Source organism: Salinibius halmophilus (assembly GCF_003577475.1).
GTDB lineage: Bacteria > Pseudomonadota > Gammaproteobacteria > Pseudomonadales > Natronospirillaceae > Salinibius > Salinibius halmophilus.
Map to the genome: position 1 here is coordinate 304,215 of NZ_QPEP01000003.1, position 19,763 is coordinate 323,977.

Here is a 19,763-nt window from a genome sequence, read left to right on the forward strand (position 1 = left end):
ACGGGAATCAATGTAGAACTAAGCGCAACCAATAGTGGGGCTTGGCCTTTCCACCAAAGACTACTTACTACAAGCTGAAAAAGCTGGGCTGGTGTACTTTGCCAATGAAGTGGCTTACGCCACAGAAAAAGGAATTAGTAAAGGCTGCCAGAATAAAACCGGCCGCTATGGTGACTATATTCTTTGGCCTGAGGTGTTTACCAAACTGCGCCGGAAAGCGGAGCTGGGCGCTTAGCCCAGCCGTTTGTGGCGCGTCTAAGGCTAACCTAGAAATGCCACTTTCCACCAAGGGTGAGAGTTTGCTTGTAGCGCGTGCCTTCCAAGTGCACTTCAGCAGCAAGGTTGTCGGTGAAGTTAACGCCCATTTTGTAGCTAATACCAGCTGCATCAATGAAGCCATAATTGATAAAAAAACCAAGGTCGGCATATAACCACGAGAAGTACTCATCTTTACTACCAAATGCGAGGTATAGGCTCATGCCATTCGCGTCTATTGGTGTGTCTACTAGGTTTAGTGTAATGCCGTCGTACTGCGCACCCGCGCGAAGGTAGAACTCTTGGTCACTCGTTTCGGCGAACGGATGGTTAAATCGCGCGCCAACGTAGCCAAGGCCAATGGTTCGGCTGTAGTCGTTGGAGCTTGCTAGCTCGAACGAGGCACCACCGTAGAATTTGGTGTTTAACTGTGTTTGGCCAGAGGCACGAACAGCTAGCGGCCTTGAGGTGCCTTCTTCGGTAACACCAAACATTGGCCCTACTTCAATGGCTGCGTAATTGTGGTATTTATCGAAGTGCTCTAATGCTTGCGCAGGGCTTGCCATGGCAAGTGTTATGGCTGTGATTGTAATCGCAGATGCTTTCATTACGGTCCTTGTTGTTTGTTTGTGACCGGCGGATATTACCCATTGGCGACTACTTTTTGAACTCACCGCAAGGGTAGTTTTTATCTATTTTTTAGTATCTTTATAATAATTCGTATTTTTATCATTTTTATATGTAATAGTTCGTATTTTAATACCTTTTTTGAATATAAATTCGGTACTCTTTTAGGCACTACAGGCTAGGTTGTTTACCGTGCGCTTGCTCTTTTTTGTATTGGCTGTTGCGTTATCTCAGTTCCTTTTTGAATACATTTCATTACAATGCGCGCTCTTTTAATGGATGTTTTGGAGTGGAGCTATGAAGCGCATGGTTGCGTTCACATTTGGATGTGCATTGAGCACGCTTGCTGCGGCTGGCAGTTGGACGATGGAGGCAAGCTATGCGCCTGCTAACATCAACCCTCAGGTTGCGGCGGCGAATCAGGTGGCGGAAGAAGTTGGTAATGGCTGGGAGTTTGGCGGCTCGTATGGCACTCGCTATTTGCGCGGCCGCGCTAGTGCGGGGTTTTACTCGCCAGAAGATTTTAATGTGTCGTCTATTGTGGTTAGCAATGGTTCGGATACCTACACCATCGATAACGAAGCAGGCTTTTATTCGTTTACTTTAGAGGCGGTGGCCGAGTACAACCATATGCGCTGGGTACACGCGGGTGTGGGTGTTGGCCGTATGTTTTTGTCGGGCCAGCGCTCGTACAGTATGCCCGATGGTGGTTACTGCTCTAACTGCCCAAGCAACGAGGAGTTCGACCTAACCGGTGGCTATTTTGTGCGCCCTACGTTGAGTATTAACTTGTTAAATGGCCATAACCACCCAGACCCAAGTGCTTACTTGTCTTTGCAGGTTGGCTACCAGAAGTTCTTAACCGAGTCGGGCCTGCAAGACAACATTCAAACGGGCATCTCGTTTAAGTTTGTTAACTAAGCAGGCGGTGTAAAACGTTTTAGTTGGCGGGTTGGTGGTTTACAAAACTACCACCCGTGCATTGGTACAACATCGTTGGGGCTGTCTATGCTTGTGTAGAGCTCACCAATTATGGAGTACCAATGAACCTCTCTATTTCGCAACGCCTCATCGCGATGGTTACCTTGCTACTCACAATGTTTGCCGCAACGGCCCTTTACGTTGTTTGGCAAGAGCGGCAAATTACTGCCATTACCGACAATGTTGCCGACGACGATGTGCCAAGCACCATTAGCTACTTGTTGTTAATGGATGAGGTAAAAAAAATCAAAATTGCTCTGCTGGCTCATATTACCTCCTCTAGCAGTGCTACTGAGGAGTATGAACTCGCCAAAACTGCCACTTATGAACAGCTTGCAGTCTTAAAAACCTATGAGCAGCCAGAGCAAACCGATGAAATAGAAGCACTGATTGAGCAGCTTATCGAATCGGTCGAAGTTATTTTCTCAACAAGTCCAGCTTGGCTAAATTATAACTCGGTAAAAGAGGTAGACAGCCAGTTTATCGAACCTCTTGAGTCGCTGTTAGAGGCCGGCTCGCTGGATGAACGGGCCGATACTGAAAGCGCTATGTTGCAAGTGAAGGCTCAGTTAAGCTTGCTCAGTTTGGTCACCTTAGTGCTGGCTGGCGTGTCTGTTATTTTGGCCATTACCGTGCTTTGGTTGGTAGTGAAATCAATTAAATCTGGGCTTGCCGCGCTGTCTTTGCAGGCCTCGGAAATTGCCAGTGGCAACCTTAAGCTGCCGCCGTTAGTGCGCAAAAACCATGATGAAATCCAAGCTGTGGCGCAAGCCATTAATCATATGCAGCAAGCACTGGTCACGCTCCTAAGCCAAATTAAACAAGTTGGTGCCGAGGTAAAAATTAGCACCGAGCAGCTCGCCAACATTCATAAAGATGTTTTCAACGGCGCCCAAGAGCAGGCGCTGCGTTCAGAGCAAATTGCCACCGCGGCCAATCAAATGAGCCTTACCATTAGCGAAGTTGCGCAACAAAGCAGCAACGCCTCTCAAATCACTTCGCAAGCAGGCAACGTGGCCAAAAAGGGGGGCGAAACAGTCAACCAGGTTGTTAGCAATATTCATCAGGCATCTACTACTATTGGTGAACTTTCGGCAACCATTGGCAGTCTTGGCACACGCAGTGAGAAAATTGGCGAGGTGATCAAGGTAATTACTGAAATTGCCGAGCAAACGAATTTATTGGCATTAAACGCTGCCATTGAAGCCGCTCGCGCAGGCGAGCAAGGGCGAGGCTTTGCTGTTGTCGCCGATGAGGTGCGAGGGTTAGCGGAGCGTACCGCGCAAGCTACAAACGAGGTAGACGAGTCTATTAGTGCCATTCAAAACGACACCGAGCAAGCGGTTGTAAGAATGCAGCAAAGCACTCAAATTGTAGAGCAAGGCACTACCATTAGTGGCGATGCAATCGACGCGCTAAAAAGTATTGTTGAGCAAACTCAGCAGGTGAGCAACGTTGTGGAGTCGGTTGCTACCGCCGCTGAGCAGCAGTCGGCTGCTATGCAGGAAATTAACACCGAAATCACTTCGGTTGCCAACATTGCCAACCAAGCGCTGCAATCGTCAAAACTAGCCGACGACACAGGCAAAGCGCTGCAGGCTCGCGTTCGCGATCTAGACGCCATGATTGACAAGTTTAGTGTGCCAACCTAGGGGGAGCCCACTCCCCCCTTTGGCCGCTAGATTCCCGCCTGCGCGGGAATGACCGATGAGCTCGTGCTAACCACCGGCGGGATTAGTCGGTGGATTAGTCGGTTCATTCAACGGTGCTTTGCTCATTAACCCAGTTGTTGGGACACCCACTGGTGCTTTGTTCATGTAATTAGCTGGGACACCCATCGCTAATTAGTCCATTACATGGGTGTCCCGCAACGCACTGGATGTTCCGCAGAATTCCTGGCCTTCTAATTGCTCAGTTCGCGGCGGGCTTGTTTAAACCAGGCAATTACCGTTTGGTGGTAGCCTTCGCCGTATAGTTGCACAAACTGGCGGGTGTGTTCGTCATGGTCGTTTTGCAGGGCTTCCAATCTTGCTTCTACATAGGGTAGCGTTAGCTCTATTTCGCACTCTTTGGTGATGCAATGCTTCCAAGCGTCGTAAGTGGTTGGAATGAAGTTTTCGCTCATGCTTTGGCCTTTTGGGTTATGGGCTGGCGGCTAATTATGGGTGTCCCGGTAGCTATTATGCGGTCTGTACGCCAGATAACTATGGGTGTCCCGGTTACACTACGTTGGTTTATCGATGGGTGTCCCACTTAATTAGTCCAAGTTAGCTACGTGCTGCACTAGCTCGGCCAGTTGCTGTGGGCTTGCTACTGAGCTGTGTATCACTTGGTATTTACCATTCACTCGCACTGCGGGAACGCCACGTATTTGCGCATCTTGCGCTTGCTGCCGTTGTTGTGCTTGCAGTCCTTGTACTACAAAGCTGTTAGCTGCGGCGTCGAACGCTTGTTCATCTACGCCAATGCTTAGAAATATTTGGCGAACGTCGTCGCGTGTTAAGCGGCGCTTGTCATTGTGAATGGCACTAAATATTAGCGGTGCGGTTTGCGATTCTACTTTTAGAATTTTGCCCATTGAACGAGCCCAGGTCATGTCGGCGCCGTTGCTGCCGACAAAATCAACGTGTGTGTGTTCTATGTTGATGGGTGCCTGTTCGTTTCGCAGTTCGGCACTCATTTGCTCATACACTGGGTCGAAGGCGTTGCAAAAGCCGCAGTTGTAACTGAAGAACAAACGAACTTCGTTTTCCGCCGTTCGCGTGTCGCTCACTTTTTGGTAGTGCGTGCCTTCTACGAATTGTGCTTGTGCTGCTGTGCTGGTGTCTGCCACGTCACTTTCAACTGGCTGGCAGGCGGCTAATAAAAATAGCGCAGCAATGGTTAGTAGTATGTGTTTCATCAAGTGTCCTAAAGTCTATTCGTTTATGCTTGGTAGCGGGCCTATTTTTTCTAGTGGGAACAAGTCTGGCACCATGTACAGTTTATCCCCTGGCTGTAATGTAGTTAATGTGCGGTTATATGGCATGCTCGCCTCGTTAACCTTAAATATCGTTTCAACATCTCGATGCATGTAGTCGAAGTCGATAAAATAACCTGACGCATCTTGCACTAGCATTTGCGAATACATGCCAATGCCAACCATGTCTGGGTTTAGGCTTACCCCTACTGTGGTTTGTTTTTCAGTTGCGGTAACGGATGTTAATGTGAATGCCGATGGGGCAAATTGATAGCCATCATTCTCGGCCAGCTCAAGTTGTAGGTAGCTAATAGTTGCATCGTTATCCAACCCAGAGTTGTAGTCGAACAAAACAGCGCTTTCTTGTGGCATTAGGCAGCTGTTATGCAACGCTAAATAAGCGTTACTGGCAACTAAAAAGCCCGCTTGATACCAATAAGTATCGTGCAGTACCGTGCTGTCATTTCCTATGGCTTGCATGTTTAGATTTGGGCAAAGCACTTCGCCGCTGATGTTTTCGAACTCGATAAACGTGCTAGAAACACGATCATCTAACCAGCTGATATAGGCTTTGTGAACCTGTATGCGATTATTATTGTTGATCACCGTTACGGGATACTCTAGTACTTGGCGAGTATACGAGGTTGAACTGCAGTGTTCATTACCGGCTTCCACATAGCTGCCGTATTGGTTTTCGCCTGTTTGCGTAAGGGGCGTAAGCGAGCAAGCACCATTAGTGGTGTTGGGCAATATTTGCACCTGCCCTAGCCTTCCAAACTGCTGGTTAGTGCTTCGTTGTGTGTTTGCTGTGCTGGTAGTTTGCTCGTTTATAGTTTCGGCGCAAGCGCTAAGTAGCAAGGCTGCAAGCAGTGAAAATGATAACTTTTTCATGGCGAAATCCTTATTGCTGAACAAAGCTAGGTTGCGCGCCGCGCAGCTCAATGGGTATAAGGTCCGGGCTAATATATATACGATCACCTTGCGATAATTTGGATAACGCGGAAGAGCTTGCGTAGTAATGCGCTTCGCTTTTTAAATATACCCGTGTTCGTTCGTGATTTGCCGAGATTGACGACGCGACAAAGTACCCATCGGCATTTTGTATCAGAACTCTTGGGTGATTGGATTGGGCAAAGGTTGTATGGTTAAGGCTGAAGTCGACTCTTAACGTGTTGTCGGCAAGGGCAATGCTTGTGAGTTTGTAGTTGGCAGGCTTGTGCGTTGGCGCCTGCCAAAAACTTGGTGTTAGCGTCGCCCGTTCAACAGTCTCTTCGCTTATCACCATCCCACCATGGAATAGCGCACTTTCACCTGGCCCTACACAAACCCAACCGTAATACCAGTAATCGAACGACGCCAGCACTGGCTCAATAGCAAAGCCATCTGCCACAAGCTTGCCCGCGGGGCCGAATAGTTCAATATCGAAGCGTGGGCAGATTGGCGCTTTTGAGGTATTGGTTGTTTCTACAAATACTTCTGCATATTGAAAGTCGGGAGCTTTTGCCACAGTGTAAAAGCGGTCGATGCGCAGGTCTGAGTTGTAGTCAATTCCCTGAGAGTCTTTTGCAAGGGTTGCTGGCAGCTCGCGAACAACAATAGTATTCGCGTTGTTGCATTGGTAATCACTGGTAACTACGTAATGGCCGAACTTGCTAGTTTGTGTATTGCTGTAGTTTGCTTGTGATGTGCACTCAGTTTGTGGCGGGGTGCCAGAACCACTAGCGTTGGTAGGGGATTGGTCTTGGGCACAACCTTGCAGCAAAACGGCCAGCGTAAAAAACCAGGTTAACTTCTTCATGGCGATATCCTTTTGCATGGAAGTGATAAGATACCACGACTGGCAGCACTTTGAGGACACCCATCGATATTAGCCGTTGCACCACACCCACCTTTTATCAGTTAATAATCAGGACACCCATCAATAATAACCAGGACACCCATCAATGATCGCGAAGCCCCAGTTCACCCGGCCACTCAAACACAGTATTGCTCAGCTTCCCGATTACGATGATATTGGCCTTGAGCAAATAGAGGTGGTTACCTGTAGTACTAAGGCAAAAGAGGTGGCGGCACTGCTGATTGCGCAATATGAGGTAGGCTTTGATACCGAGAGCAAGCCGCGTTTTAAGAAGGGCGAACCTGAGGTTGGCCCGCATCTACTTCAGTTTGCTACGGTCGAGCGCGCTTACCTTTTCCCGGCTGCATTGGCTGATGTATTTGAAATAGGGCTAACTATTGTAGCAAGTCAGCAGGTAGTAAAGGTGGGCTTCGGTTTAAAAGACGACAACCGCCAACTTCAGAACCAACATGGGGTGAAGGTTTTGAATAAAGCGGATGTTAGCCGGCAACTGGCTAGGTTTATGGAAGATGAGAAACCTATTGGTGCGCGCCCAGCCGTGGCGATGTTGCTTGGCAAGCAGCTAAGTAAAAGTGCTCAAATGTCGGATTGGAGCCGCTGGCCATTAAACGAGAAGCAAATTTTATATGCCGGCCGCGACGCGCACTCAGCACTAATGGTGTGGCGCGCAGTTGCTGCGTTTGTTGCTGATTAATTAGCGGGACACCCATCGATATTTTTGCGTGATTCGCAGTAGCTGATGTTGATGGGTGCCCTGCTTAATAATGATGGGTGTCCCGGTTAGAAGTAAACTCATCGGTGGGTGTCCCAATAGAACCATCAACAAAACTAGGAGCGAAGATGGCGATGAATCCAAACAAGATTGTGGTTTTGTCTGGTGCGGGGGTAAGTGCCGACAGTGGTATTAATACGTTTCGGGCGGCGGATGGTTTGTGGGAGTCGCACCGAGTGGAGGATGTTGCGAGCCCGGAGGGGTTTGCGGCAAATCATGAGCTGGTTTTGCGCTTTTACAATGAGCGCAGGCGGCAAATTCAGCAGGCCAAACCAAATGCTGCGCATATGGCCATTGCGAGCCTCGAGTCGCATTTTGAGGTAGTTGTCATCACTCAAAACATCGACGATTTACATGAACGTGGTGGCTCGAGCAATGTTTTGCATGTACATGGCGAGATCACTAAAGCTCGCAGTGTTTATGATGACGTGACAGTGTTTAACATTGGCTATGAGGATATCAACCTCGGCGACACCTGTGAGCTAGGCGGACAGCTTCGGCCCCACATTGTTTGGTTTGGCGAAGCCGTTGAGCACATTGATACGGCGCTTGATCACATTAGTGACGCAGGCAAAGTACTTGTTGTAGGTACTTCTTTAAACGTGTTCCCAGTGGCAGGGTTAGTTCGCTATGCCCACCCGAATGCAGAAAAGGTAATTAACGCTCTAGACCTTGAAGCACCACCAGCGAATTATGAATATTTGCAAGGCAAAGCCGCCAAGGTTGTTCCAAGTTTGGTACAGCGCTGGATAGCACAGTAGATATAGTTTTTGTCTTAGCAACCAGCTGGACACCCAGCATTCAATGATCATTTATCCCCAGTATTTAGGCCCCATTCATTGTCTAAGCGTATACTTTAATTTGTATATCGCGCCATTTGGAGCACCATGCGCCTTTATCGGTTTATTCGCCTACTCCTTCGGGCAATTACTCGGCTGTATTTTTTGCATATCGATGCCAAGTTTGCTGACCGAGTACCTACTACTGGCCCAGTCATTCTTGCTGCCAACCACCCCAGCTCTATTCTCGACTCGGTGCTACTATCTACTCAGCTGGATCGCCCAGTAAACTATTTAGCAAAAAGTGAACTCTTCCGGTCACGGATACTGTCTAGGGTCTATCAACAACTTGGCGCTATTGCTATTGAACGCGGGCGTGGTGAGGCGGCCATTGCGCAAGCGTTTGCCAAGGTGATTGAGCGGCTAGAAGCAGGCAAATGTGTTGGCATTTTCCCCGAGGGGCGCAACTCGCCAAGCCTGCAAATTGCTAATTTAAGGTCTGGAACTGCTCGCCTTGCTTTGGAAGCGGAAGCAAAAAACGATTTTTCTTTAGGGCTTGTTATTGTGCCGGTGGGCATTAACTTTGAAAGCCGTGAGCTCTTCATGTCGTCAGCATTGCTCAGATTTGGCCGCTCAGTTCGAGTTGCTGCGTTTAAGGATGAATATAAAAAAGCGCCAGACCAAGCGATAGCAGCACTTACTGGCACCATTGAGAAGGAGCTCAGAAGGCAAGCGAACCATATTGAAGACTTGCGCCTTAGCCACCTGATTAATGATCTGGGCTCTTTATACTATGAGGCAATTGAGGCAAAGGCGTCTAAGTTACCAGGCCCGCCCGCTACTCGCTGGCAGCGGCTTTTGCGCAAGTTTACCACTTGGTTCCGGCCAACGCCTGTGTCAGTAGATGAGCTGTCTGATGTGTTTGAGGGCAAGGCTCGACTGAATCAAACATTGTCACGCGCAAGCATTGCTGAACCCATGGCTGTTGAGTTGCTGCGTAATAGAGTAGAACGATATACGGCCCATTTGCGTCAGGTTAACTTAAAGGTAGACTTCCAGCAGTCATTTAAGCAGCCAGTTCGTGAACGCTTACTTCTTTTAAAAATGACTGTATATACACTTGCTATGGCCCCGTTTGCAGCCTACGGCGCTTTGCATAATTTTCTGCCATGGTTCACTACTCGCTTTTTGGCACGTAGATTCAAAGACGAGGCAATTCGCACGTTCGCCTACTTCGGCTTTGGCGTGATCACCTTCATTATAAGCTATGTTCTGTTCGGCTTGTGGTTATGGCAGTTTACCGATAGAAACCTTACCAACAGTTTCATTTATGTGGCGACGTTTCTACCAACAGGATTAATTGCCCTACACTATCGCGGCAAAATCACTAATTATCGTGACAAAATTCTGGTTCGAACTTTCTTCAAGCGCCATGATACCCTAGTGCGCCAACTCGCTTCTGAGCGCCAAGCCATTGTCAACCGACTCGCGAGGCTCCACGAGCGCTATGGCGATGCCGACACGATATAAACGTGAGCGTTATTAATCGGGACACCTATTAATCGGGACACCCATCGATAATTGGATGCTTACAGGTGCTTACAGGGACACCCACCGGTGCAGTTATACACTGGTGTCCTAGGTATCGATGGGTGTCCTGGTTATCGATGGGTGTCCTGGTTATCGATGGGTGTCCTGGTTATTCACGGGTGTCCCGGTTATTCATGGGTGTCCCGATAATTTCCCAAAGCAAAAAAAAGCCCGCTGCAGCGGGCTCAGTTATTATGATTTTCGGGCGAGTAACTCTTCAGGAGGGCGCTCTAGTTCGATTTTCTTGCCGAGGTACTTTTCCAAATCTGGAATTAAAAACGAGTCGTCTTCACAGGCAAAGCTAACCGACAATCCTTTGGCGCCAGCACGGCCGGTGCGGCCAATACGGTGTACGTAGTCTTCTGCATCTTCTGGCAGTGTGTAGTTCACAACGTGGCTTACGCCATCCACGTGAATGCCACGGCCGGCTACGTCGGTAGCAACCATTACTTTTACTTGGCCAGACTTAAAGCGATTGAGCACTTTCACACGCTTGTCTTGCGACACTTCACCTGAGAGCATGGCGCAGTCGATACCCGCACGCTTTAGGTCTTCGGTAAGCTGGCGCACCAGATCACGGCGGTTGGCAAACACCATCGCCCGCTCAATTTCTTCACTTTCTAGTAGGTTTTTTAGAATTTGGAACTTGTCATCGTTCGACGTGAGATAAACATGTTGCTCAACTCGGTCCGATGTTTTCATTGTCGGCTCAATTTCAACAGTGACAGGCTCTTGCGTCCAGCTTCGTGCTAAGCGCATGACTTGCTCGGTAAATGTGGCAGAAAACATCAGCGTTTGGCGCACTTCTTTGCGAGGCGTCGCTCGAACAATTTGACGGAGGTCTGGGATGAAGCCCATATCGAGCATACGGTCTGCTTCATCAATCACCAAAACTTCTACTTGGTCGAGGTAGACGTTTCGGCGCTGAACAAAGTCGATTAAACGGCCAGGAGTGGCAACCAGCAGGTCAACTTTGTTGCCAATCAGCTGTTGCTTTTGTTTTTCAAAATCCATCCCGCCCACTACAGTAACTACGTTTAACTTGGCAAACTTAGTGAGCTGGTTGGCATCGGCTGCAATTTGCTGTGCTAACTCACGAGTCGGTGCAAGCACCAAGGCTCGCGGCTCACCGTTATATTGTTTTGGTAGCGGGTTTTCTAACAGGTCGGTCAGCACCGACAATAGAAACGCAGCAGTTTTACCCGTACCGGTTTGTGCCTTACCAATGCAGTCTTTGCCTAACAGCGTATGCGGTAGAGTTTGTGCTTGAATGTCGGTGCAATGCTCAAAACCAGCTGCATCAATGGCTTTCATAATTGGTTTTGGTAAGTTAAAGCTAGCGAATGCAACCTTACTGGCAGGTTCTGGTGCTGCATCCTTTTCAGCCACCACTACAGGCTCTTCTGCTTTGGTTTCTGGCTTTGTTTCTGCTTTGGTGTCTTTCTTGGCTCTTGGCTTGCGACGCGATCGCTGCTTAGTTGATTTAGGCTTGGTTTCAACAGCTTCTTCTTTATTAGCATTTGTTTCTGCACCCGCAGCCTCTTCAAGCTTTTGCTCTTCAGCTCCAGGTTGATGCGCTTCAGCCTGCTGCCCTTGGTTGCCATTTTTTTCAGCTACTGTTTCGCTCTGGCTTTTAGGCTCGTCGCTCGTCTTTTCTTCTATTTCTTGAGTGACAGGCTGTTCTTCTTCAATGCTCGGCGTCGATTTGTTTGCTTCAGAGCTGCTTTCGGTGTCGGCAGCTGGTGAGGTGTCGCCGTCTTTTGGCGAATTTTGGTGGGTGTCCTGACTATTACTTTGCGTGTCCTGGCTGGTTTTACCTGCCTCGGTTTGCTGAACGTCTTCTACTTGTTCAACAGGGTTATTCGTTTTTGTCTGCTCAGACATTCATGTTCTCCAAACTTTAGAAACAGCCCTGCGCCACGAGATCTTTCGCTTTGTCCCATTGGCTTTGCGGGCACTGCTTATGAAATGCAGCAATTAGTTTTGCAGGCCTTGGTGGCAGCCCCTCCGCTAAACGACGGTTAGCGGCACGTTGAACGTTTAAACGAAATGGTGTTGTATCCAGTGGTTCACCAGTCAAATTATCAACGCTTACGCTAAAAGGGATACCAGCCGCAATGGCAAACAACCACTCTAATGCTTGCGGCTCAACTTCTACCTGAAAAAAAGCTTGCTGTTGTTGCGCATCTCGCCCATCTGGCTGATACCAATAACCAAAATCTTCCAACTCTCGCCGTTTAGGGCCTGCAACACACCAATGTGCAATCTCGTGCAGGGCGCTTCGCTCGTAATCAGCTCGAAAGTATAGCTCAGCAACCGGACGCTGCTGACTGTATGGAAGGTATATTGGTTCGTTGGCACCACCAATTAGCTTGGTGCGCTCACTTTCAATGAAAAGTGAATTAAATATTTCGATAATTTGTGCTGCCGTGGTCATGCTTTCACTTGCACCACAAACTCAAATAACTCACCGTTTTGTTCCTGGCTTTTCAGTGTGTGCCCCAAAAACTGACAGAATTTAGGGATGTCTCGCTGTGTTGAAGGATCTGTTGCTACAACCTTTATCAAACTTTCTGGCTCGGCATTGCGCACGGCTTTGTGCAACATCATCACTGGCTCAGGGCAACGCAGCCCTTGAGTATCTAACACGTTACTGATTTCAGACATTCACGACTCTAAATATTGCTCACTGAAAACACAGAAGGCGCCAACACATTAGCGCGGCGCCATTGTAACACCCATGAGAATAAACTCACGCGCATTTTTTGAACAATTGTCTTGAGTGTACGGTTATTGGTAGTACATGTAGTAAAGCAGGACACCCACCACTAGCACAAACCCAAGCAGCAGAGCTCTTGCCATGCATGCTGCACAGGGCTTTCGCTTTTTCCGGTACCAAGACTTTGTGTCAGTTTCATCTCTCATTATTGACCCTTACGCTAGCCGAAAAGAGGTGCCAAAGCGGCTAGAAAGCGTATCGTAAAATGCATCTCTTAATTTGCCGATGTCTTTCTTTAGGTCTTCAATCAGCGCCAGTTCCTCGGCCGCAAATTCATATTTATCTGCCGAGACAAGGCGGCGAAGCTGTACAATTTTCGCACCATAACCACGCAATGCTCGCTCAAGGTTCTTCTCACCCAGCAACAGTAAAGTTGACTCCGCAGACGACAAATATTTGAACGCGGCGACTAGTTCGTCAGATTTTCGACGCAATTCCTGTCTACGGCTTGCTGGCCAACGGCGACCATGGCGAGCAAACTCCAGTGTTAAGGTGAGGAACTGCTGATAATTGTGATGAACCTCAGCAACCTCACTAGACACCTGCTCCAATAGCTCTAAGCGCCGCCTGCTGGCAACGTCCAAATGTACGCCGCGCTTGCGCTGTGCATTCCAGTACCAGTAGAAACAGATTGCCGAAACTAATATGCCAAGCGACACTTTCACCGCTGCATCGATCATATCTAACGTCACCATGACTACCTGCCTTATTTTTGACGCAAATTCAGTTGATAACCGTCAGCATTCAAAAGCAATGCCAAGTATTTAATCTTTACCGAGTACTGGACAGCAAATATGGCGATTGGTGGGTGTCCTTGATGTTTTATGCTTTGATGGGTGTCCCGGTCAAGCACCAGTGTGCTTGCGCTTGCAAACTTTAGTGATGGTGCCTGCGTATTGTCTTGAAATCGCATCAATATGAAAGCAGCGTAACTGCTGTGCGCCAATTATCCTGATATAATAGGCTCAATTATGTTTTTCAGCAGTGCACCTGCTACAGCCTTCGAGGTCTTTTAATGACTGACAACAAAATTGAAAGCGGCGCTAAGTACCGCAGCGAACACGGGTTTAATGCAATTAAGAATGGCGTTCGCAAGCGCGCAAACAAACCTGTAGAAGAGGGTCAATCAGGGCCAAAGCCGAAGTGGCTCAGAGCTAGAATTCCGGGTGGAGAGCGCTTTCAAGAGGTAAAGGCGAATGTTCGCGAACATCGCCTAAGCACTGTTTGTGAAGAATCACACTGCCCAAACATGGGCGAGTGTTGGAGTAACGGGACAGCCACCATTATGATTATGGGCTCGGTCTGTACCCGCGCCTGTCAGTTTTGCGCCGTAGATACGGGCAACCCCAAAGGCTGGCTCGATCAAGATGAACCTGCCAACACGGCTGAATCGGTCGAATTGATGGGGCTGCGCTATATTGTCATCACCTCGGTAGACCGAGATGACTTGGAAGATGGTGGCGCACAACACTATGCCAACTGTGTGGCGGCCATTAAGCAGCGTACGCCACTGGTCAAAGTAGAAGCGTTAACGCCTGACTTTGCCGGCAATATGGACCATGTCGCCCTAGTAGTAGACTCCGGGTTAGACGTGTTTGCCCAGAATGTAGAAACGGTAGAGCGCTTGACCCACCCTGTGCGCGACAACCGAGCGGGCTATCAGCAAACACTTGATGTGCTCGCCTTTGCCAAACAGCACAACCCTGAGGTGCTAACCAAAACAAGTATTATGGTTGGGCTTGGTGAAACAGACGAGGAAATTTTCGAAACCATGCGCGATCTTCGCAAAATTGGTGTAGATATTTTGACGCTGGGTCAGTATTTGCGCCCAACAAAAAACCATTTACCGGTTGATCGATACGTAACGCCAGAGCAGTTCCAAAACTACCGAGATGTTGGTTTAGAAATGGGCTTCATGGAGGTTGCTTCTGGCCCTATGGTCCGCTCTAGCTACCGAGCCGATAAGGTATTCGAGAAAAACAACCTTGGTATTGAGTTACCATCAGTTCCTGTGAACGAGAACCTCATTCCTGTTAAAGCTGTATAGCGCACCCAGGTTTGCAATAGTTAAGGAAATAGTGCGATGGCGACTTTCGACGGCCGCCTTCGCACATATCCACAGTGCTTTCTGTACTGAACTACCTTGGCAACAGCACCTATTGCACCATGAATACGCTGCTCAAGAGACTGACATACATCCACCCAGCCACCTTGGGTAAACTGATATAACTGAGTAAGCCAAGGCAGCTTAGGGTCGATAAAGCCAGGTTTATCTGTTCGAATTTGCCGGCCTGTCCACTCTAGTAGCTCCATGTACGCTACTTCCTTAAACGGCAAGTGTTCACTGTCAAAGGGCAGTAGCCAGGGTGAACATTCTCGATTCTGATTGGGTATGCTTCCACCGTGCAAACGTTCGTACGCACTTGTGTATGAAGAATCGTAAATGTGCGTGGCAAGTTTGGCTCGTATAGGGTTAAGGTCTACATAAGCCATAACAGCTAGCAAAGCACGCTCATCCAGTACAGCTTGGCACTTAAAGCGGCCTTCCCAGAACCGACCAACACACCCATCCTCTGCATTACATTTGCGAGCAATGTACTCGTTCAAGCTTCTCATAAACCAAGAAATATCAAAAAGGCGCTCACGCCAAGTGGCAATAATGGGTTGTGCAACGTGTTGGAAAGCAGCATCACCTTCAATATAGGCTTTGACTGCGTGCGGGACTTTGTAGATGGCTCCCCATCGGGCGACCACCTCATTATCAGTCAGCTGCTCGGCAGTATTCTTATCAACAATTACTACCAGGTGATAGTGATTCGGCATAATAGCGTAGGCCGCTACACCTATACAGAAGCTGCGAACAAGCTGCTCTATGCGGCTTATTATCCATTCTTTTCTATGCTCGTAGGATCGGTGAGTGAAAGGATCAACGCCACAGATGCTTGTTTGGCGAACACTTCGCATGAAAATGTGATATGCACTAGTGTCCGGTAAAGAGATTTGAGATTCGCGGGAAACCGTCATATGCCCTCCATATCCACAACTACATATTAGTGTATATTTGAACAGCTATGACGGTTTTTTTGTAATAGTTCGTAAAGGGTGAAACAGCGCCCCAGGTATTATTTAATCTCAGTAAAGCCTTTGTGGAACAATGCCCAAGGCACTTCTATTTGCATCATTCCATGCTTTTTACATCTTGCAATGGGCACGTCACAGTGGATGATTGTTGGCTCTTCAGACTCATTTATGTGACGCCAGCTGCATTTTTCGACTTTGTGAATATCTGCTTTTTTGTCGCAAGTGGGGCAGTAAACTAGCGTTCCTACGTAAATGACAAACACGATGTATACACCGTCTACCATCTCAACTTCTTCAACATGCCATGGCAAACTAATACCAAGCCTACGCGCGAAAAGTTCTCTTTCGTCCATTGTGCTCTCCCTGCTTTTTTGGGTTCATTTATTTGTAACATCAGTGAAACAAACTAGCAGCAGGATTCGCATTCTGCAAAACCGTGTAAAGACTAAAACTGGCTTATCTGGTTAAATATCTGCCACCTGAACGCCATTCAGTTACATAATGAAAACACTTTAGAACTTAAAACAACATTTTAAGCGCTATTTTCACCCCAATAAATCTTGGCGAAATAACAGGGACACCCATCGTTAAATTGTGCGTTAAGCGGGACACCCACCTTTAATTTGAATGACGAATAGAACTACCCTTGCCCTTTAGTGGCACACGATGAACTCAAAGGTTTTTTTGCTGATCAATAGATAGGTGTTCAGGCTAACAATAGGTGCTCTATTTAACCGTGGGTGTCCCAGTTAAATCTACCCATGGGTGTCCCAATAAAACGCCGATTAAACGTTTAACCGTGGGTGTCCTGATTAAACGCGAACCAAAAAAAACCGCGCCTAAGCGCGGTTTTTATCGTTATCGGGTTATTCCCACTCAATGGTTGCAGGGGGTTTGCTCGATACATCGTAGGTAACGCGTGATACCTGGGTGATTTCGTTGATGATTCGGCTGCTTACTTTCTCCAGCAAGTCATATGGCAGGTGCGCCCAGCGCGCTGTCATGAAGTCGATGGTTTCAACCGCACGTAGTGCAATAACCCATTCATAACGGCGGCCGTCACCTACTACGCCCACAGATTTCACCGGCAGGAATACAGCAAAAGCTTGGCTGGTTTTGTGGTACCAGTCGGCTTTGTGTAATTCTTCAATGAATATGGCATCAGCTTCGCGCAAGATATCGGCGTATTCTTTCTTAACTTCACCAAGAATACGAACACCTAAGCCAGGGCCAGGGAATGGATGGCGGTATACCATGTCATATGGCAAACCAAGCTCTAAACCAATCTTGCGAACTTCGTCTTTAAATAGCTCACGAAGTGGCTCAACTAGCTCCATCTTCATATCTTCTGGCAAACCACCAACATTGTGGTGAGACTTAATCACATGTGCTTTGCCAGTTTTTGACGCTGCCGATTCAATAACATCAGGGTAAATAGTGCCCTGAGCAAGGAAATCAACATCCTTTATTTTCGCCGCTTCGGCATCGAACACTTCAATAAAGGTATTGCCAATTATTTTGCGCTTTTTCTCTGGATCGGCTTCACCTACGAGCTTGCCAAGGAATAAGTCTTCAGCGTCTGCGCGGATTACCTTAACGCCCATGTTGTTGGCGAACATTTCCATGACCTGATCGCCTTCATTTTTGCGCAGCAGGCCGTTATCTACGAATACGCAAGTTAGCTGATCACCAATGGCTTTATGTAATAGTGCGGCAACAACTGAAGAGTCTACCCCACCAGATAAGCCCAGTAGCACTTTCTTGTTACCAACCTGACTGCGCACACGAGCAATTTGGTCTTCAATGATTTTTGCAGGTGTCCACAGGGCGTCGCACTCACAAATGTTGAGAACGAAACGCTCTAACAGGCGCATGCCTTGTAGTGTATGAGTCACTTCTGGGTGGAACTGCACGCCATAAAAGCGTTTTACATCGTTACCCATGGCTGCAATTGGGCAGCTTGGTGTGGTAGCAGTTACTTTAAAGCCTTCTGGCATAACCGATACTTTATCACCATGGCTCATCCATACATCCAGCAGCATTTTGCCGTCTGTAACATGGTCAGCAATGTCGTGCAGTAGGGTACAATCTTCGGCACGCTCAATTTGTGCATAGCCAAACTCGCGCACGTCTGAGCCTTGCACCTTACCACCAAGCTGTTCAGCCATGGTTTGCATGCCGTAACAAATACCCAGCACTGGAATGCCCATTTCAAATACGCATTCAGGCGCTCGTGGAGAGCCTGGCTCTGGTACTGATTCCGGACCACCGGCAAGAATGATGCCGTTTGGGTTGTAGGCGCGAATATCTTCTTCGCTCATATCGAACGCGTGAATTTCCGAATACACGCCAATCTCACGAATACGGCGAGCGATGAGCTGCGTGTACTGTGAGCCAAAGTCCAAAATCAGAATGCGATGCGCATGAATGTCTTGCATATGGTTTTTCCCATAACTAGAAGGCAGTGATGCCCCTATTTTAGAAAGAACAAAAGCCAGCAAGATGCTGGCTTCAAAATTTATAAATCTATTACTTAGCCGCGACGATAGTTTGGCGCTTCACGAGTAATTTGCACGTCGTGAACATGCGACTCCGTCATACCAGCGTTGGTAATGCGAACAAACTCCGGCTTGGTGCGCATGGTTTCAATGTCGGCGCTGCCAGTATAACCCATTGCCGCTCGCACACCGCCCATTAGCTGGTGCACAACGGTTGAAAGTGGGCCTTTTACAGCTGTGCGGCCTTCAATACCCTCGGGTACTAGCTTCTCAACACCGGCGTCGGCGCTTTGGAAGTAACGGTCACTTGAACCTTGCGAATGACCCATCGCGCCTAAAGAGCCCATACCACGGTAGCTCTTGTATGCGCGACCTTGGAACAACTCAACTTCACCTGGCGACTCATCTGTACCAGCAAACAAACCACCTGCCATGATAACTGATGCGCCAGCAACGAGAGCCTTAGCGATATCTCCAGAGAAGCGAATGCCACCATCAGCAACAACTGGTACGCCGCGCTGGTTCATTGCATTGGCAACGTCGGCAACAGCTGAAATTTGCGGGACACCCACGCCCGCAACAATACGCGTTGTACAGATAGAGCCAGGACCAATGCCCACTTTAACGCCGTCGGCGCCAGCATCTGCCAGTGCAATGGCAGCTTCAGCGGTAGCAATGTTGCCACCAATCACGTCTACTTGTGGGAAGTTTTCCTTCACCCAACGAACGCGATCAATTACCCCACGAGAGTGGCCGTGCGCGGTGTCAACAATGATTACGTCTACACCAGCTTCAACAAGTGCTTTGGCACGTGGCTCACCATCTGGGCCAGTACCAATTGCAGCGCCCACGCGCAGACGGCCTTGACTGTCTTTACATGCATTCGGGAACGCTTCGGCTTTGTGGATGTCCTTAACGGTAATTAGACCTGTTAAGGTAAACTCATCGTCAACCACAAGCACTTTCTCAATACGGTGGTCGTGCATTAATGCTTGAATACGCGCTGGGCTCTCGCCTTCTTTCACTGTTACTAGCTTGTCTTTGCCAGTCATAATTGCCGAAACAGGCTGGTCTAGCTGTGTTTCAAAGCGAATATCACGAGAGGTAACAATACCCACAAGGTTGCCACCATCCATTACAGGCACACCTGAAATGTTATTCTCGCGCGTTAGCTTGATTAACTCGCGGATGGTGGCTGTCTTATCAATAGTAATAGGGTCGCGTACAACGCCGCTTTCATACTTTTTAACGGTGCGAACTTCACGAGCTTGATCTTCAATGGTCATGCTCTTGTGGATAATACCCAAACCACCTTCCTGCGCCATCGCGATGGCTAAGCGTGCTTCGGTTACCGTATCCATTGCAGCAGAAACCAGCGGGATGTTAAGTTCGATGTTGCGTGTTAGGCGGGTTTTCAGCGACACTTCATTAGGAAGTACCTCAGAGTAACCCGGGACCAATAATACGTCATCAAACGTAAGTGCTTCTTCACGAATTCGCAGCATATGTGAGTCCTACCGGTTGGTGAGATAAAATTTAGCGCGGCATTATACCGCTACAATCGCAACAAATGAACGGCCAATG

20 protein-coding genes are annotated in these 19,763 nt (G+C 48.3%); 7 read left to right on the top strand and 13 right to left on the bottom strand.

The genetic code is table 11. The features are described from left to right. Positions 1-34: 34 nt before the first annotated feature. Entirely contained in the window at positions 35-235 is a 201-nt protein-coding gene (locus DUW71_RS04780) for a hypothetical protein (protein WP_119394093.1), read from the top strand. 31 nt (positions 236-266) lie between these two features. On the opposite strand, the gene DUW71_RS04785 is transcribed toward DUW71_RS04780, so the two are convergent. After that, a complete protein-coding gene (locus DUW71_RS04785) occupies positions 267-863 on the bottom strand; it encodes a hypothetical protein (protein ID WP_119394094.1) in 597 nt (198 codons plus the stop codon). Positions 864-1,179: 316 nt separating this feature from the next. Here DUW71_RS04785 and DUW71_RS04790 point away from each other — a divergent pair, with 316 nt between their 5' ends. Both DUW71_RS04790 and DUW71_RS04795 read left to right on the top strand, forming a co-directional pair. Continuing rightward, positions 1,180-1,803 (top strand): hypothetical protein, encoded by a 624-nt coding sequence (locus tag DUW71_RS04790; protein WP_119394095.1) that lies wholly within the window; start codon positions 1,180-1,182, stop codon positions 1,801-1,803. A gap of 122 nt (positions 1,804-1,925) precedes the next feature. After that, entirely contained in the window at positions 1,926-3,515 is a 1,590-nt protein-coding gene (locus DUW71_RS04795; protein WP_119394096.1) for a methyl-accepting chemotaxis protein, read from the top strand. A 251-nt stretch (positions 3,516-3,766) separates the two neighbouring features. Here the strand turns inward: DUW71_RS04795 and DUW71_RS04800 are convergent, their stop codons facing one another. From DUW71_RS04800 to DUW71_RS04815, 4 genes are all read right to left on the bottom strand, one after another. After that, positions 3,767-3,988: a hypothetical protein gene (locus tag DUW71_RS04800; RefSeq protein WP_119394097.1), complete on the bottom strand. Its 222-nt coding sequence runs from the start codon at positions 3,986-3,988 to the stop codon at positions 3,767-3,769. Between the two features lie 132 nt (positions 3,989-4,120). After that, positions 4,121-4,765 carry a thiol:disulfide interchange protein DsbA/DsbL gene (locus tag DUW71_RS04805; RefSeq protein ID WP_119394098.1) on the bottom strand — a complete coding sequence of 215 codons (645 nt, stop codon included), beginning with the start codon at positions 4,763-4,765 and terminating at the stop codon, positions 4,121-4,123. Between the two features lie 15 nt (positions 4,766-4,780). Beyond that, positions 4,781-5,713, bottom strand: a complete 933-nt coding sequence (locus tag DUW71_RS04810; protein ID WP_119394099.1) for a hypothetical protein — start codon at positions 5,711-5,713, stop codon at positions 4,781-4,783. A gap of 10 nt (positions 5,714-5,723) precedes the next feature. After that, on the bottom strand, positions 5,724-6,620 hold the full coding sequence (locus DUW71_RS04815) for a hypothetical protein (protein ID WP_119394100.1): 897 nt from the start codon (positions 6,618-6,620) through the stop codon (positions 5,724-5,726). A gap of 145 nt (positions 6,621-6,765) precedes the next feature. Here DUW71_RS04815 and DUW71_RS04820 point away from each other — a divergent pair, with 145 nt between their 5' ends. From DUW71_RS04820 to DUW71_RS04830, 3 genes are all read left to right on the top strand, one after another. Continuing rightward, positions 6,766-7,374 carry a 3'-5' exonuclease gene (locus DUW71_RS04820; protein WP_119394101.1) on the top strand — a complete coding sequence of 203 codons (609 nt, stop codon included), beginning with the start codon at positions 6,766-6,768 and terminating at the stop codon, positions 7,372-7,374. A 146-nt stretch (positions 7,375-7,520) separates the two neighbouring features. Beyond that, positions 7,521-8,213, top strand: coding sequence for an NAD-dependent deacylase (locus DUW71_RS04825; RefSeq protein WP_119394102.1), 693 nt, complete (start codon positions 7,521-7,523; stop codon positions 8,211-8,213). Positions 8,214-8,339: 126 nt separating this feature from the next. Beyond that, on the top strand, positions 8,340-9,761 hold the full coding sequence (locus DUW71_RS04830) for a 1-acyl-sn-glycerol-3-phosphate acyltransferase (RefSeq protein WP_119394103.1): 1,422 nt from the start codon (positions 8,340-8,342) through the stop codon (positions 9,759-9,761). A 252-nt stretch (positions 9,762-10,013) separates the two neighbouring features. On the opposite strand, the gene rhlB is transcribed toward DUW71_RS04830, so the two are convergent. From rhlB to DUW71_RS04850, 4 genes are all read right to left on the bottom strand, one after another. Then, positions 10,014-11,213 (bottom strand): ATP-dependent RNA helicase RhlB, encoded by a 1,200-nt coding sequence (gene rhlB / locus DUW71_RS04835; protein ID WP_407690489.1) that lies wholly within the window; start codon positions 11,211-11,213, stop codon positions 10,014-10,016. Between the two features lie 508 nt (positions 11,214-11,721). Further along, the gene (locus tag DUW71_RS04840; protein ID WP_119394105.1) at positions 11,722-12,258 is read right to left on the bottom strand and encodes an elongation factor P hydroxylase; all 537 of its coding nucleotides are present in this window, start codon (positions 12,256-12,258) and stop codon (positions 11,722-11,724) included. Then, entirely contained in the window at positions 12,255-12,488 is a 234-nt protein-coding gene (gene tusA, locus DUW71_RS04845; RefSeq protein WP_119394106.1) for a sulfurtransferase TusA, read from the bottom strand. Before tusA ends, DUW71_RS04840 begins: the two co-directional genes overlap by 4 nt. A 267-nt stretch (positions 12,489-12,755) precedes the next feature. Next, the gene (locus tag DUW71_RS04850) at positions 12,756-13,295 is read right to left on the bottom strand and encodes a hypothetical protein (RefSeq protein ID WP_119394107.1); all 540 of its coding nucleotides are present in this window, start codon (positions 13,293-13,295) and stop codon (positions 12,756-12,758) included. A gap of 320 nt (positions 13,296-13,615) precedes the next feature. Between DUW71_RS04850 and lipA the strand changes: the two genes are divergently transcribed. Beyond that, positions 13,616-14,647, top strand: a complete 1,032-nt coding sequence (gene lipA / locus DUW71_RS04860) for a lipoyl synthase (RefSeq protein ID WP_119394109.1) — start codon at positions 13,616-13,618, stop codon at positions 14,645-14,647. A 20-nt stretch (positions 14,648-14,667) separates the two neighbouring features. On the opposite strand, the gene DUW71_RS04865 is transcribed toward lipA, so the two are convergent. From DUW71_RS04865 to guaB, 4 genes are all read right to left on the bottom strand, one after another. Then, complete coding sequence (locus DUW71_RS04865) at positions 14,668-15,624, bottom strand: transposase (RefSeq protein ID WP_119394110.1); 957 nt, start codon at positions 15,622-15,624, stop codon at positions 14,668-14,670. A gap of 98 nt (positions 15,625-15,722) precedes the next feature. Beyond that, positions 15,723-16,034 (bottom strand): hypothetical protein, encoded by a 312-nt coding sequence (locus DUW71_RS04870; RefSeq protein WP_119394111.1) that lies wholly within the window; start codon positions 16,032-16,034, stop codon positions 15,723-15,725. Between the two features lie 513 nt (positions 16,035-16,547). Next, a complete protein-coding gene (guaA, locus tag DUW71_RS04875; RefSeq protein WP_119394112.1) occupies positions 16,548-18,119 on the bottom strand; it encodes a glutamine-hydrolyzing GMP synthase in 1,572 nt (523 codons plus the stop codon). A gap of 95 nt (positions 18,120-18,214) precedes the next feature. Then, positions 18,215-19,684 carry an IMP dehydrogenase gene (gene guaB / locus DUW71_RS04880; protein ID WP_119394113.1) on the bottom strand — a complete coding sequence of 490 codons (1,470 nt, stop codon included), beginning with the start codon at positions 19,682-19,684 and terminating at the stop codon, positions 18,215-18,217. Between the last annotated feature and the right edge of the window lie 79 nt (positions 19,685-19,763).